The sequence below is a fragment of the Bradyrhizobium sp. AUGA SZCCT0160 genome, from assembly GCF_018130105.1.
Classification (GTDB): domain Bacteria; phylum Pseudomonadota; class Alphaproteobacteria; order Rhizobiales; family Xanthobacteraceae; genus Bradyrhizobium.
Genome location: NZ_JAFCMD010000012.1, coordinates 62097 through 77441 on the forward strand (window position 1 = coordinate 62097; position 15345 = coordinate 77441).

At 63.2% G+C, this 15345-nt stretch carries 11 protein-coding genes; 3 read left to right on the forward strand and 8 right to left on the reverse strand.

Annotation, left to right across the window (positions count from 1 at the left end):
• Positions 1 to 2: 2 nt before the first annotated feature.
• Complete coding sequence (locus JQ558_RS19985; protein WP_212294649.1) at positions 3 to 1148, forward strand: acyl-CoA dehydrogenase family protein; 1146 nt, start codon at positions 3 to 5, stop codon at positions 1146 to 1148.
• Positions 1149 to 1178: 30 nt separating this feature from the next.
• Positions 1179 to 2375: an acyl-CoA dehydrogenase family protein gene (locus JQ558_RS19990; protein WP_212294650.1), complete on the forward strand. Its 1197-nt coding sequence runs from the start codon at positions 1179 to 1181 to the stop codon at positions 2373 to 2375.
• A gap of 5 nt (positions 2376 to 2380) precedes the next feature.
• On the opposite strand, the gene JQ558_RS19995 is transcribed toward JQ558_RS19990, so the two are convergent.
• From JQ558_RS19995 to JQ558_RS20030, 8 genes are all read right to left on the reverse strand, one after another.
• Positions 2381 to 3253, reverse strand: coding sequence for a division plane positioning ATPase MipZ (locus JQ558_RS19995; protein ID WP_212294651.1), 873 nt, complete (start codon positions 3251 to 3253; stop codon positions 2381 to 2383).
• A gap of 238 nt (positions 3254 to 3491) precedes the next feature.
• Positions 3492 to 5813, reverse strand: a complete 2322-nt coding sequence (locus JQ558_RS20000; RefSeq protein WP_212294652.1) for a xanthine dehydrogenase family protein molybdopterin-binding subunit — start codon at positions 5811 to 5813, stop codon at positions 3492 to 3494.
• Between the two features lie 875 nt (positions 5814 to 6688).
• Positions 6689 to 7564: a dihydrodipicolinate synthase family protein gene (locus JQ558_RS20005; RefSeq protein ID WP_212294653.1), complete on the reverse strand. Its 876-nt coding sequence runs from the start codon at positions 7562 to 7564 to the stop codon at positions 6689 to 6691.
• 225 nt (positions 7565 to 7789) lie between these two features.
• Positions 7790 to 9403: a gamma-glutamyltransferase gene (ggt, locus tag JQ558_RS20010; RefSeq protein ID WP_312015008.1), complete on the reverse strand. Its 1614-nt coding sequence runs from the start codon at positions 9401 to 9403 to the stop codon at positions 7790 to 7792.
• Positions 9404 to 9595: 192 nt separating this feature from the next.
• Positions 9596 to 11236, reverse strand: a complete 1641-nt coding sequence (gene pgm / locus JQ558_RS20015; RefSeq protein ID WP_212294654.1) for a phosphoglucomutase (alpha-D-glucose-1,6-bisphosphate-dependent) — start codon at positions 11234 to 11236, stop codon at positions 9596 to 9598.
• Between the two features lie 231 nt (positions 11237 to 11467).
• Positions 11468 to 12475, reverse strand: coding sequence for a tripartite tricarboxylate transporter substrate binding protein (locus JQ558_RS20020; RefSeq protein ID WP_249142549.1), 1008 nt, complete (start codon positions 12473 to 12475; stop codon positions 11468 to 11470).
• Between the two features lie 56 nt (positions 12476 to 12531).
• Positions 12532 to 13440, reverse strand: a complete 909-nt coding sequence (locus JQ558_RS20025) for a VOC family protein (RefSeq protein WP_249142550.1) — start codon at positions 13438 to 13440, stop codon at positions 12532 to 12534.
• 14 nt (positions 13441 to 13454) lie between these two features.
• Complete coding sequence (locus JQ558_RS20030; protein WP_212294656.1) at positions 13455 to 14450, reverse strand: zinc-dependent alcohol dehydrogenase family protein; 996 nt, start codon at positions 14448 to 14450, stop codon at positions 13455 to 13457.
• Between the two features lie 113 nt (positions 14451 to 14563).
• On the opposite strand from JQ558_RS20030, the gene JQ558_RS20035 reads away from it, so the two are divergent.
• Positions 14564 to 15265 carry a GntR family transcriptional regulator gene (locus tag JQ558_RS20035; protein ID WP_212294657.1) on the forward strand — a complete coding sequence of 234 codons (702 nt, stop codon included), beginning with the start codon at positions 14564 to 14566 and terminating at the stop codon, positions 15263 to 15265.
• Positions 15266 to 15345: the final 80 nt, after the last annotated feature.

The following is a 15345-nucleotide window of genomic DNA, read 5'->3' on the forward strand; positions in this document are numbered from 1 at the left end:
ATATGGACCTTACCCTGAGCGACGAGCAGCGGATGCTGCGTGAGAGTGCCGAACGGTTTGTTGTCGAGACGTGCAACGCCGACCATCGCCGCCGGGTGGCGAACGATCCGCTCGGCTTCAGCGCCGAAATCTGGAAACAGTTCGCCGAACTCGGTTGGCTGGCACTGCCGATCGCCGAGGATCATGGCGGGCTCGGCGGCGGCGCGGTCGAGATCGGCATCCTGATGGAAGCCTTTGGTCGGGGACTGGTGTCTGAACCCTATCTCTCGACGGTGGTGATTGGCGCCGGGCTGATCGGTGCATGCGGCAGTGAGGCGCAGAAGCAGGCGCTGCTGCCCAAGGTCGCCGACGGTTCGCTGTATCTGGCGTTCGCGCATTCGGAACGCGCGGCGCGGTTTAACCTTGCCAAAGTCGCGACGACGGCCTGGAAGACGCCCAACGGCTGGCGGATCGATGGCCGGAAGACCGCGGTGCTCGACGGCAATGCCGCCGGGCAGATTATTGTTTCGGCGCAGGTCGCCGACGACAATGGCGTGGGCGACCTCTGCCTGTTCCTGGTGCCGGCAGATGCGGCCGGCCTCGGCAAGCGCGATTTTCCGCGACTCGGCGGCGGGCGCGCGAGCAACCTCGAATTTCGCGGCGTTCATGTGGGCGCCGATGCCCAGCTCGGCGACGGCGGCGACGCGCTGCCTGTTATCGAGGCGGTGGTCGACCGCGCGATGGCGGCGCTCGGCGCGGAAGCCGTCGGCATCATGCAGACGCTGCTGGATCAGACGCTCGAATATACCAAAATTCGAAAACAGTTCGGCCGGCCGCTGTCCGCCAACCAGGTGATCCGCCATCGGCTCGCCGACATGGCGATGAACTGCGACGAGGCCCGCTCGATGGCGCTGCGCGCCGCGCTGATGATCGATGCCGAACCTGTCGCGCGCGGGCGTGCCGCGTCGGGCGCCAAGGCCAAGATCGGCAAATGCGCCCGCTTCGTCGCCGAACAATCCGTGCAGCTGCATGGCGCGATGGGCGTCACCGAAGAGCTCGACATCGGCTCCTACTTCAAGCGGCTGCTCGCTTTCGACACGTTGTTCGGCGGCAGCGCCCATCATTATCGCCGCCACGCCGCCCTCGGCGGCAAGACTCTTCACACTTAGAAGTCCATTCAAGCCTAGCGGGAGCGCACCATGGATCTCACCTTCAGCGCCGAGGAGCGCGCCTTCGAACGGGAAGTCCGCGACTTCATCGCGCAGAATCTGCCGGCGGAAATGAAGCACGCGCAGTCGCTGACTCCATCGGTGTTTTCCGATCCGGATATCGGCATCGCCTGGCAAAAGGCGCTGCACGCCAAGGGCTGGGGCGCGCCGGGATGGCCGGTCGAGCATGGCGGGCCGGACTGGACGCCGGCGCAGCGCTGGATTTTTGAAGCCGAATGCGCCCGTGCCGGTGCGCCCAATGTCAACGTGATGGGCGTCAAGATGGTCGGGCCTGTCATCATCGGCTTCGGCTCGCCTGAGCAGCAGAATTTCTATTTGCCGCGGATTCGCTCCGGCGAGGATTACTGGTGCCAGGGCTATTCCGAGCCCGGCTCCGGCTCCGATCTCGCCTCGCTGAAAACCCGCGCGGTGCGCGACGGCGATGACTACATCATCAACGGCACCAAGATCTGGACCACGCATGCCCATCACGCCAACCGCATGTTCGCATTGGTGCGCACCAACGAGACCGAGCGGCAGCAGGACGGCATCTCCTTCATCCTGATCGACATGAAGAGCCCGGGCATCACCACCCGCCCGATCCTCACGATCGGCGGCGACCACGAGGTCAACCAGGTGTTCTTCGACGACGTCCGCGTGCCCGTCGCCAACCGGGTCGGCGAGGAAGGCAAGGGCTGGACTTACGGAAAATACCTGCTCGAGTTCGAGCGCGGCTCCGGCATCGCCTCGGCGAAATTGCGCGAGGCGCTGAAGACGGTATCCGACCTCGCCGAATCCGAGGCTACCGGCCGCGCCATCGACGATCCCGATATTTCGATGCGCATGTCCGAGATCGAGGTCGATATCGACACGCTCGAGATGACCGAGCTGCGCGTGCTGTCGGCGCTGCAGACCGGTCAGAATCCCGGCGCGGTGTCCTCGCTGCTGAAGTTGCGCAACAGCGAAATCCGCCAGGCCGTTACGCGCCTCGGTGTCGATGTGATCGGCCATGACGGCCTCTATGTCGAACCGATGCGGCCGTTCTACAAGCTCAACGAGGCGCCGGGGATTCCCGAGGAGATGCTGCCGGTAGTGCCGGAATATCTCAACAGCCGGGCGTATACGATCTTCGGCGGCTCGTCGGAAATCCAGCGCGATATTATCGCCAAGATGGTGCTGGGATTGTAGGACGATCAGGCCACTTCCCGCCTACGGCCCACAATCTCATGGGCTGTGACAGCGTTACCCAATCCGATCGCCGTGAGCAGTTTCAGCATCTCCAGCCGCGCGGTGACGTGCGACATGGTGGGGCGGCTACCGAGCGTGATCTCGTCGAGATCATCGACGGCGGTCAGGCCCCGCGGATAGAACTCGCGAAAAATCACCCGTTCGGCGAGGCCGTCGATGCAGCGGAAGTTCAGCCGCTGCGACAGCTGCTGGATGCTCTCGCCCACGAGGCGCTTGTTGCGCGAGCCGAGCGTGGAGAGCCGGTTGCGCAGCACGATCCAGTCGGTGACGCCGAGATAGCGCACGCGGCGCCTGCCGCGCGCTTCCTCCACCATCTCGGCATAATGACTGGTGCCGGTGACGCGGAAGGATTCGGGATCGACGGTGCCGAGCACGTCGAGATCGACGAAGCTGTCATTGAGCGGCGTGATCAGCGTGTCCGCCATCGCATGCGCGACATGCGTCAGATAATCGTCGTGACCGGGGGTATCGATGATGACGACGCCGTAGCGGCCGGCGAGCGTCTCGACGGTCTTCTCCAGCGCCCGGCAGCCGGCGGCCTGTTCATCGGCCGAGGGATAATCGAGTTGCTGGAAGCAAAAATGCTGGGGCATGCCGAGGTCGCGGCCGACATGACGCGCCCAGGCGCGGCGGTTCTCGATGTGATGGGTGAGGCTCTTCTGCCTGGTATCGAGATCGATGGTGGCGACGGCCTGTCCCGACTTGATCAGGGCGATCGCGATGTGCATGGCGACGGTGGATTTTCCTGATCCGCCTTTTTCATTGCCGACGACGATCACACGCGCAGACAGTGCCCGCATCGCACCTTCAACCGACATCGGATCGCCCCCGAGAGTCTGATTACGTTCCTGCTTCTTGCTGGGCTCATTGGGCTTGATTCGGCGGATTCTCGCAACGGTGCGGGGTGCCGATTTTTGAGGCGTGCTGCTTTGAGTCGCAGCTTGAAAGTTTATCGTCATGGCCGGGCTTGACCCGGCCATCCACGTCTTTGCTTGCTCATACACCGTGAAGACGTGGATGCCCGGGACAAGCCCGGGCATGACGACCTTTCTGCCGTTACACCCCCACCCGCGCATCCCTGATCGCTTGCCAGACCTTGGCCGGCGTCAGCGGTGTGTTGAGCTGCTTGATGCCGAGTTCGCTGAGCGCATCCATTACGCCGTTGGTGATGCAGGGCGGGCCGCCGATGGCGCCAGATTCGCCGCAGCCTTTGGCGCCGAGCGGATTGGTGCGGCACGGCGCGGAATCATCCAGCGTCACCTCGATCGGCGGGATGTCGTCGGCGCGCGGCACGCAGTAATCCTGATAGCTCGCGGTCAGCAATTGTCCTTCCTCGTTGTAGGACACGCCCTCATACAGCGCCTGTCCGATGCCCTGCGCGACGCCGCCATGCACCTGGCCGGTCACCAACATCGGATTGACGGCGATGCCGACGTCGTCGACCGTGGTGTAGCGCACCACTTTGCTGACGCCGGTTTCCGGATCGATCTCGACCTCGCAGATATGCGTGCCGTTCGGCCAGCTCGGGCCGTCGACTTCGCCCTCGCTGTCGACGCTAAGCCGCGCGCCGTCTTCCTTCTTCGCGATCTCGAAAAGGCTGATGCGCCTGTCGGTGCCGACCACCGTGAGAAAGCCACCGTGATATTCGATGTCCTCGACCGAAGTCTCCAGCACATTCGACGCCTTCTCGCGCGCCTTGTTGATCATGTCGTTGGTGGAAACCGCCACCGCGGTGCCGCCGACGAACAGCGATCGCGACCCGACGCTGCCGAAACCGGTGGCGAGGTCGGTGTCGCCCTGCACGACGTCGATCTTGTCCATGGGAATGCCGAGCGTATCCGACACCATCTGGGTGTAGGTGGTCTGCAGGCCCTGCCCCATCGCCATGGTGCCGGAATGCAGGATGATGCGGCCCTCGGCCGTCGCGTGCAGTGAGACCTTTTCGGTGTGCGCGCGCCCGCCGGTCCATTCGATGTAGCTGGTGAGGCCGCGGCCGTAGAGCAGGCCCTTCTTCTTTGCGGCCTTCTTGCGCGCGTTAAAACCGTCCCAATCGGCGAGATCGGAGGCGCGCTGCATCATGTGCGCGAACGCGCCGGAATCGTACACCTGGCCGGCGGCGTTGGTGTAGGGCAATTGCGCCGGCTTGATGTAATTGACCTTGCGGATGGCGCGCGGGTCCATCCCGATCTGGCGCGCGGCGGCGTCCATCAGCCGCTCGACGATGAACACGGCTTCCGGCCGGCCCGCGCCGCGGTAGGCGCCAACGGGCGCGGTGTTGGTCATCACGGATTGGACTTCGAAATGCACCAGCGGCAGATCATAGACGCCGGTCTGCACGAACGGCCCGAGCACCAGCGGAATGATGTTGCCGGCCCCGCTGCTGTAGGCGCCGGTGCCGCCGATCGAGCGCACGCGATAGGCCAGCACGCGGCCCTTGGCGTCGAGCGCGAATTCGCCGGTCGAGGTGAGATCGCGGCCATGGGTGCCGCCGACGAATTCATCGGTGCGGTCGCCGCGCCAGCGGATTTTCTTGCCGAGCTTTGTGGCGGCATAGGCCACCACGCCGTCTTCTGGATAAAGGCTGGTCTTCTGCCCAAAGCCGCCGCCGATATCGCCGACCAGCACGCGGACGCTTTCCTTCGGCCGCTTCAGGATCGATTCGGCGAGCAGGTCGCGGGTCGAGCCAGGGGTCTGCGATTGGACGTGCAGGATCAGCCGGCCGGCCTTGTCGATCTCGGCAATGGTCGAGCGCGGCTCCATCGCGGAGGGGATCAGCCGCTGGCTGACCAGATCGAGCGACACGGTATACGCGGCGCTGGCGAAGGCCGCTTCGACCTTGGCGGCATCGCCATAGCTCATGGCTCCGACGATGTTGTCGGGCGCCTCAGGCCAGACCACAGGCGCGCCCGGCTTGACCGCCTCGACGGGATCGACCACCGACGGCAGCACCTCGTAATCGACCGCGATCGCTTCCGCCGCGTTCTGCGCCAGCACGCGCGAGGTCGCGACCACGGCTGCGACCGGCTCGCCGGCAAAGCGCACGATCTCATGCGCCAGCAGCCGCCGCGGCGGCACCGTCATCGGCGAGCCGTCTGGCCGCTTGAAGATCGCCAGCGTCGGGATGGTGCCGATATCGTCCCTGACCAGGTCGGCGCCGGTATAGATGGCTTCGACGCCGGGCAGCTCGGCCGCGGCCCTGGTATCGATCGCGACGATTTTGGCGTGGGCATGCGGCGAGCGCAGCACGTGCAGCCACAGCGCACCCTCCTCCGGCCTGTCGTCGATGAACTGCCCCTTCCCGGTGAGCAGTCTCTGATCTTCCAAACGCTTGACCGGCTGGCCCGCACCAAAACGCATATTGCCGGGAAGAATGTTCATCAGTTGGTCCTTCGATTTTCTTCGCAAAAGTTGGGTGGGTTCTAGCCGATAGATAGGGTGCGAGCCAACCCTATGGAAGCGCCTGGGAAATAGGCAATGCTGTCATGCACTGCGGCTCCAAAAATGGTGTCGTCCTCCGCGAAAGCGGGGGACCCAGTACGCCGCGGCTTCTCGGTTCAATCATCGGCGTCTCTGGAATACTGGGTCGCCCGGTCAAGCCGGGCGATGACACTGAATATGTAGCTGCGATCTCGCGACGCGATGCGCCCGAGCTATGCTTGAAATCGTTCGCCCTCGAAATCAGAGGGCGCAGGGAAGGCCGGGTGCGCGCTGCACCCGCGGTCTCGTGTGCGAATTGTGCTAAGAAAGCTGCACACGAGCATACAGGGCAGCGGAGAACACCCAGCCTTCCCTGCGCAATGGCTTTACGGCTTATGACGCGCTCTCCCCGGTGAGACGGCCTCTATTGCCACCGTCGCCCCTCGGAAGCGTTAGCTCCCTTAAGGCTTGACGCCGTTACGGGCGCCAGGACCACACGCTTTCGCCGTACGCCTCAGCCGCGACCGTCAATCGCAACCTCAGCGTCCACCGCAACCCGCCCCTCGTCGTGACGACGGCCGACGCCCCTCTTGATAGGACGGGATGGCGATAGATGCGCACTGATTTGGGGTGGATGACAACAAGAATATTTTCGATTTTCGGAATTTTATGACTTGACACGATTTCTGTAATTCGGAACTGATTTGCCCGTCGGGTTATTTTGTCGCACCACTGTCATTGCGAGGAGCGAAGCGACGAAGCAGTCCATTCCTCGGCTGGGCGCGCCATGGATTGCTTCGCTGCGCTCGCAATGACGGGGAGAGAGCGCAATCCAACTATCCAACATCCCGCAGCGCCGCTTCCACCACCTTGCGCTGCTCCGCCGTCAGCGCGGCCTGCGGTGGAACGGGATCGCCCACCGCGTAGCCCTGGATTTCCAGGCCGGCCTTGATGCAGGCGGCGAGGTTGAATCGCGCAAAAGCTTCGTTGATGCGCCACAGCTTGCGCTGCAGCGTCAGCGCCTCGTCCCAGCGCTTGGCGTGGCAGAGGTTGTAGAGCTCGACGCTCTGGCGCGGGATGATGCAGGCCGGGCCGGCCATCCAGCCGAGGCCGCCGATCAGCATCACCGCCGCCGGAATGTGGGCCGAGGCCGAGAACACTTTGATGCTCTCGCCGCAGCGGTTCATGATCGACAGCAGCCGCCCGGTGTTGGTCGAGGCGTCCTTGATGTAGCCGATGCGCGGATGGGCAGAGAGGCGCTCGATCACGTCGAGGGTCAGATCGGAGCGCTGGAATTGCGGGTTGGTGTAGATCACGACGGGAATCTCGACCGCATCGGCAATGGCGCGGAAGTAGGATTCCACCTGCGCGTCCGAGATCGGAAAATACGCTTCCAGGATCGCGAGGATCCCGTCTGCGCCGAGCTTCTGGTACGCTCTTGCCTGCGCCACCGCATCCGCCGTCGAGGTCGAGGCGACGCCGGCAATGACGGGCACGCGGCCCGCGGCGGCCTCGATCGTGGTCTGCACCACGGCGGTGCGCTGCGCCTGGTTGAGATAGGCGAACTCGCCGGTCGAGCCGAGCGGCGTCAGGCCGTGCACGCCTGATTTGATCAGATCGTCGCAGAGGCGGCTGAGCACGTCGGTGCGGATGTCGCCTTCGGGATCGATCGGGGAAACGAGGTAAGGAAAGACGCCGTGGAGATCAGCCATTGGAGAAACGCCTTTAAAACAGAAAGTCTCCTCTCCCCTTGTGGGAGCCGAGGCGAGCGAAGCTCGCTCTTAGGGTGGCACGGACGCGAAGCGTTCGTGACGGGTGAGGGGTCTGTTTCCGCGGATAGAGACCCCTCATCCGGCGCGCTACGCGCGCCACCTTCTCCCACAAGGGGAGAAGGGAAGGAAGTACCGGCTTATACGTAACCGGGACGAAGCCACCGTTCAGCCAGCCGTAAGCGCCATACCGTCGGTTGCCGGATCGGCGCCACCTTCCATCCCCTGAGGAGAAATCTTGATACCGTGTACCCAGCCGAATGTGTGGCTAAGTGCGGATCGTACCGTCTGATATCCGAGCCCATTCAGCGCCCGCTCGGTAGAGCGCGGAATCCGGTTCGAGAGATCGATGATATCGCTGGTCGCCGAAAAGCGCGGCGTTGAGACCGCCTCCAGAATCGACATTTCGAAGTCGAGGACGTTCAGCGATACCTGGAGCACACCCATGGCGATCTGGGTCGCACCAGGTGCACCGATCACCAGGACGGGCTTGTCATCCCTGAAGACGATCGACGGGCAAATGGAAGAGAACCTCGCCTTTCCCGGCGCCAGCGAGCCGGCGCGCCCGGGCCTGGAATCAAAGACGCCCATGCATCCATTGTACATGAAGCCCAGCCCCTCAGTGATCACGCCAGACGGCAAGCCAAGCGAATGGGTCATCGAGATGCAGTTGCCGTCGGCATCGCATATCGAAACCTGCGTCGTATCCTTGCTCGGGAGGCCGGCATTGAGCCTGACCACGCTGACCTTGTCGCCACGCTTGATGCCGTCGGCGATTTCGGCGCAGTGCTCCTTCGAGATCAGGCGATCGGTCGGAACATCGACGAAGGAAGGATCGCCGATAAACAGATCCTTGTCGCGTGTTGCGGCTTTCATGGCTTCGGCAACGATGCGAATGTATTCGACGCTGTTATGACCGATGGACTTCAGGTCGAAATTCTCGAGCGTGCGAAGCATCTCCAGCAGCATGATGCCGCCGCCCGGCGCCTGATTTGTCGTCACCCGTGCGTTTCGATAGGTGGCGGAGAGCGGTTTGTTCCTTACGGTTTGCAGCTTCTCGAGATCAGAGCGGCGCAACAGACCGCCGTTAGCCCGCATGTCCGCGTCGATGGCATCGGCGATCTCGCCGCGAAAGAATGCGTCAGGCCCATCCTTCGCGATCGTCCGCAGCACGTTTGCATAGTCCCGATTGACGACGCGGTCTCCCACCCGCTTCGGCGATCCGTCCGGCCTGCAATAAAGCGCCTTGGCCGACGGGACGAATGAAATTCGATTGGCGTTGCCCACCCGCCCCATCGTTCCTTCTTCCGACCACCAGGTGTGGACATGCGGCCGAACGTTCCAGCCGCTTTCGGCGTAATCAATGGCCGGGCCAAACAGTTCGGCCCAAGGCAGTTTGCCGAGATCACGGTGCGCGTCGGCAAAGGCCCTGAGCGAGGAAGGAACGCAGATCGATTGATAACCGATATCGTTCACATTGCCTTTGAGAATGAATCCGTATCCGTCACGCGCTTCGCTCTCGATCAGGTCCTGCCACATGTCAGGCCGTACGGCTGATGGCGCAGGGGCATGGAAATCGTAGTAGCTATGCACCTTCTTCGACGGGAAATAGGCGGCCAGGCTTCCGAAGCCGGCAATGCCGCACATCATGGGGTCAACGACGGTCTGAACCAGCGCGGCCGCGATGGCCGCGTCGATGGCATTGCCGCCGGCGACGAGGATGTCCCTGCCCGCCTCGGTGGCCTCGGGTTGCGGAGTTACGACCATGCCCTTGTGCGTCACGTGATCCTCCCTGGCGCGGTAAGTTGACAACCGTCGTTGCAAGGAGCGAAGCAGCTAGGAATTCGTTTGGCAACAGCGCGATCGGCATGGGCCTCTGCGAGAAAAACCAAGCCTCGGGCAGCGCACACGCGCAGGAGCAACCTGCCTCAGCCGTGGACTTAACAGCGAGGAGGCTGCTTTGACGCTGCTTCGTCAGAACGCCTTCGCGATCGCGGCCCTGGCGTCGCTCTGGATCTTGCCGAGATGATCCTTGTCGCGAAAACTCTCGGCATAGATCTTGTAGACGTCTTCGGTGCCCGACGGCCGTGCCGCGAACCAGCCCTGATCGGTCTCGACCTTGATGCCGCCGAACGGCTGATCGTTGCCGGGCGCCTTGGTTCGGATCGCCGTCACCGGATCACCGGCCATTTCCTTCAGCCCGAGTTGTTCCGGCCCGAGTGCCTTGAGCGCGTTCTTCTGCTTCGGCGTCGCCGGCACGTCGATCCGCGCATAGACGGGCGTGCCGAGTTCGGCGGTCAGTCCCGCAAACAGCTCACTGGGATTGCGGCCGGTCTTGGCGAGGATTTCGGCCGCCAGCAGCCCCATCACGACGCCGTCCTTGTCGGTGGTCCACACCGATCCGTCGCGTTTGAGGAACGAGGCGCCGGCGCTTTCCTCGCCGGCAAAACCGAATGCGCCGCTGCCGAGCCCCTCGACGAACCATTTGAAGCCGACCGGAGTTTCGACCAGCTTGCGGTTCAGCTTTTTCGCAACGCGGTCGATGATCGAACTGGAGACGATGGTCTTGCCGATCGCGGCATCGCTGCCCCATTGCGGCCGGTGCTCGAACAGATAGGCGATCGCAGCCGCAAGAAAATGGTTCGGGTTCATCAACCCGCCGGTGCGCGTGACGATGCCGTGGCGGTCGGCGTCGGTATCGTTGGCGAAGGCGACGTCGAACCTGTCGCGCATCTGGATCAGGCTCGCCATTGCGTAAGGCGAGGAGCAGTCCATCCGGATCTTGCCGTCCCAGTCCGCGGTCATGAAGCGGAAGGTGGGATCGACGATTTCGTTCACGATCGTGGCGTTGATGCCGTAATGCTCGATGAGCGGATGCCAGTAATGCACGGCGGCGCCGCCGAGCGGATCGATTCCAATTTTCACGCCGGATGATTTGATCAGCGCCATATCAACGGCATTGCCGAGATCGGCGACATAGGGGCGGATATAATCATACAGATGCGTCGTCGGCGCCTTGCGGGCGCGTTCATACGGCATCCGCGCCACGCCCTTCATGTCCGCCGCCATAAAGGCGTTCGCGGCTTTTTCCACCCTGGCCGTGACATCGGTATCGGCCGGACCGCCATGCGGCGGATTGTATTTGTAGCCGCCGTCCTCGGGTGGATTATGCGACGGCGTGATGACGACGCCGTCGGCAAGGCCGCTCGTCCGGCCCTTGTTGTAGCTCAGGATCGCGTGCGAAATGACCGGCGTTGGCGTGTAGCCGCCGCGATCGTCGATCATGATATCGACGCCGTTGGCGGCAAACACTTCCACCGCGCTCACCAGAGCTGATTCAGCCAGCGCGTGGGTGTCGATGCCGATGAACAGCGGGCCGGTCAGCCCGGTCTCGCGGCGATAATCGCAGATCGCCTGCGTCGTCGCCAGAATGTGGTTTTCGTTGAAGGAGTTTTTCAGCGACGTGCCGCGATGACCCGAGGTGCCGAACGCGACGCGCTGGGCGGGATCGGCCGGATCGGGCTTGCCGGCGAAATAGGCCGTCATCAGGCGCGGAATATTGACGAGATCAGCGGAACCGACCGGTTTACCCGCGGCAGGATTGGTTGCAGTCACATGGCCTCTCAGGACGGAGTGGTTTCTTGGAACATAATCGGTTCTGATGAAATCAGAACCGATTATGTTCCAGATTCTTGTTTTGACGCGTTTTTTTTCACGCGAACCGGTATCCACTTCGCTCAAAAACGCTTTGGAAACATACGCGAAAGGACGGCAGCGACAAAGGCGCTTTCGGCCGCTCACCATGCCGGAAATGCAAGCAGGACCGCCATGACGATGCCTTGATCGTCACAGCCGGGGAATATTCGCTGTCTTGATCACGTCGGCCCATTTTACGATTTGCGATTGAATCAGCGCGCGCATCTCCTCCGGCGTACTGCCCTGCACTTCGCCGCCGATCGCGGTTTCCAGCGCCGCCCTGGTTTCGGGATCGGCGAGGGTTTCCAGAACAGCCTTGTTGAGGCGCTTGATGATCGCCGGCGGTGTGCCCTTCGGCGCCAGCAGGCCGGCCCAGGTGCGCACATCGAATCCCTTGACGCCCGATTCATCGGCCGTGGGAACGTTTGGCAGGAGCTTGCTGCGCGCAGGCGATGTGACGGCAAGCCCGCGAATGGCCCCGCTCTCGATCTGCGGCGCCAGCAGCACCGGCGTTCCCACGATCATCGGAATCTCGCCGCCGAGCAGCGCGGTGACGGTGAGCGAATCGCCGCGATAGGGAACGTGCACCATCCTGATGCCGGCCGTGGTTTCCAGCAGCGCGCCGGCCAGATGGTGGGTGCTGCCAAATCCAACGGAAGCGTAATTGAGCTCGCCGGGCTTGGCCCGGGCAAGCGCGATCAATTCCCCAAGCGATTTGGCCTCGTAATCGGCGCGAACCGCGATCACGAGCGCGTAGTAGACGGCGGTCGAAATCATCTCGAAGCTCTCGACGGAATCGTAGGGCAGCGACTTGTAGAGTGCCGGCGATATGGCGTGGGCGCCGGTGACGAGCCCGATCGTGTAGCCATCGGGCTCGGCCTTGGCGATCTGGGCCGCGGCGAGATTGCCGCCCGAGCCCGGCTTGGCCTCGATCACGATCGGCTGGCCCAGCCGTTTCGAAAGCCCGTTCGCCAGAATGCGCGACAGGGTGTCGGCGGCGCCGCCGGCGGCAAAACCGTGGAGAAGGCGGATCGGCCGGGTCGGATAGTCCTGGGCGCTGGCGGCGCACATCGATCCCGCGATCGTGGCGATGAACACCATCGCGAACAGTCGCCCGAACGAATGACGACGAACTGAACTGCGTGTTGATCCCGCCATTTTCGTCTCTCCCCATATCGATCATTTGTGATGTTAGCCGTCGAAGGTCCGCGCGCTTACTTCCCGCCGCGCATCTTCGGCGAGAACTCCGCCGCGTCAGGCGAAGGGCCGACGCCCCAGATGTCGCGCGGCAATCCGATCCAGGTCTTCGGACGCTGCGGCCGGTCGCGATGCCAGGGACGCGGTTCGAAGTAACCGAGTTCTTCATCGGTCATGCGGTCCATGTCGTAGAACAGCTCGATCAGATAGCCGTCGGGATTGCGATGATAGGTCGCGATGTTGTGGCCGGGGCCGTGGCGCACCGGTCCCCACAACAGCGGGATTTTTCGGCGCCCGAGCAGGTCGCAGGCCTGCTGCATGTGGGAAGCATCGCGCAGTTCGAACGCCATGTGGTGCAGCCGCGCGTCAGTGCCGCGCGCAAAATTGATGGCGTGATGCTCGAAACCGCAGCGCATGAAGACGAAGTTTTCCTCGATCCGGTCCGAATCGCGGAAACCCAAAACGTCGGCATAGAACTTTGCGGTGCGGTCCGGATCGGGCGCGTACAGCGCCATGTGGCCGAGTTTGCTGACGACGATGCCCCGCACCTGTTCGCTCGGCGGGGTGAATTGCCACTGCGTGAACAGCTCGATCTGGCGGCCGTCGACATCCGAGAAAACCAGCGCGCGCGGTATTCCCGGCACCGAATCGGAGCGGAGTTCGGATTTGATGCCGAGATCCCCAAGCTGCTTGCCGACGTCCCCGAGTTCGACATTGGGGGCTATCTCGAACGCCATGGCCTTGCAGGATGAAGCCGTATCCTGCTCCAGAACCAGCGTGAGTTCGCCGGACTCCGAGGCGAACAGCGCGCGACCGGCCTGCCTTTCGACAAGACCGAGCCCGATGATCGCCTGATAATATTCGATCTGCTGTGCGATATCGGCCGTCGCAAACGTCGCGTGCCTGATGCGTTTGACCTTTATCATCGTAACCATCCCCGTCAGTCGCGCGTCATGATGATCTTGCCGAGCGCCTTGCCCGAATCCAGCAGCTCGTGCGCCTGCCGCACTTCGGACAGCTTGAAGCGGGCGAAGATCGCCGGCTTGATGCTGCCGTCCGCGAGATGGCCGATCATGCGCTTCATGATCGCGCGGCGGCCTTCGCGGTCGTGGTCGTAGATGTGAAACGAGAAACAGCGGATGGCCGGACAGACGTCGAGATGCTTGCGCATCTCCTCCATCATGTTCTGCGTCGGCAGGCCGTCGAACGCGTTGTAGGAGACCACCGTTCCCCACTTGGCCAGTGCGCGCAGATGGCTGAAGAAATCAGGACCGCCGACGTGATCCAGCACGAGATCGACGCCGCGCCCGTCGGTCAGTTCGCGCACGCGCGCGACGACGTCTTCGCCGCGGTAGTAGATGATGCCGTCGGCGCCCATCGCACTGGCGAAGACCGCCTTCTCCTCCGAGCTGACGGTGCCGATCACGGTCATGCCTGCAAGTTTTGCCAGTTGCACCAGCGACGAGCCGACGCCACCGGCCGCGCCGATGACGAGCACCGATTTCGGCCGACGCGCCGATCCGCATTCATTCAGCAGCGCCCAGGCCACCTGGTAATTGGCAAGGCAAACCGCGGCCTCGAGATCAACCTGCTCGGGCAGCAGATGAATGGCATCCGCCGGGGCTGCGACCAACTCGGCGTAGCAGCCGCCGCGCTGCGCCAGATCGCGGGCGCTCAGCAGCACCTTCTGCCCAACTTTGATATTGCGCACGCCGCTGCCGACGGCCTCGATCCGGCCCGCCACGTCGTTGCCGGGGTTGGCCGGCAGCGGCGGCATCCATTTGTAGACGCCGCTGCGGATCAGCTTGTCGGGCTGCCCGACCCCGAAGGTCTCGGCCCGGATCAGCACGTCGGTCTCGGCGAGCTTTGGCTCCGGGACGTCCTGATATTGCAGGGCGTCCGGTCCTCCCGGGCGGTGTACCAAGACAGCCTTCATGCGCGCTCCCCACCCGTCCTCAAGCATATTTTCGAAAATACTACCGCTTACGAAAATTATTGCAACAGCATTCTCGCCTCGATAGACTCGAAGGGCGATCGGAGAGCGATTCCATGAACGTGACGGCCTTCAAGCGCCGAAAGGAATTCGGCAAGACGCTCGCGTCCGACATCGCGCACCGGATGCGAAACGAGATCGTGACCTGCCGGCTCAGGCCCGGCGAGGTGCTCAAATTCGATACGCTGCGGCTGACCTATGGCGCGAGCTTCACGACGCTGCGCGAGGCGCTGACGTGTCTGGCGGCCGAGGGGCTGGTGGTGGCCGAGGAGCAGCGCGGCTTCAAGGTGGCGCCGATCAGCCTCGCGGATCTGATCGATCTCACCCGTGCCCGCATCCTGATCGAGGTCGATTTGATCCGCCGCTCGATCGAAAATGGCGATGATGACTGGGAAATCGCGGTTATTTCGTCGATCCACCGGCTTGGAATCATCGAGGGGCGCGAGGTCGAGGACTACGCCGACAATCCGGAATGGAAGCTGGCGCACCGGGAGTTTCACGAATCCCTGGTGGCGGCATGCGGCTCGCCAACCCTGCTTGGCATCCGGCAATCGCTGTTCGAACGCGCCGAGCGCTATCGCAATATCTCGGCAAGGTTCCGGCCACGTCCGCGCGACAAGGCCGGCGAGCACCGTGCGCTGATGAAGGCCGCCGTCGGCCGCGATGCCGACCGCGCCTGCGAGCTGATCGCAAGGCACATCCAGACCACCACCGACAACGTCATCAAATACGCTTCGGAACTGTTCAGCCAGAATTGAACCCGATCGGGCCTCGGCGACCGCGCCGAAATGCGCGCTCCCGAGCCGGGATTGAATTCCGCTTGTTTAATTTTCGAAAA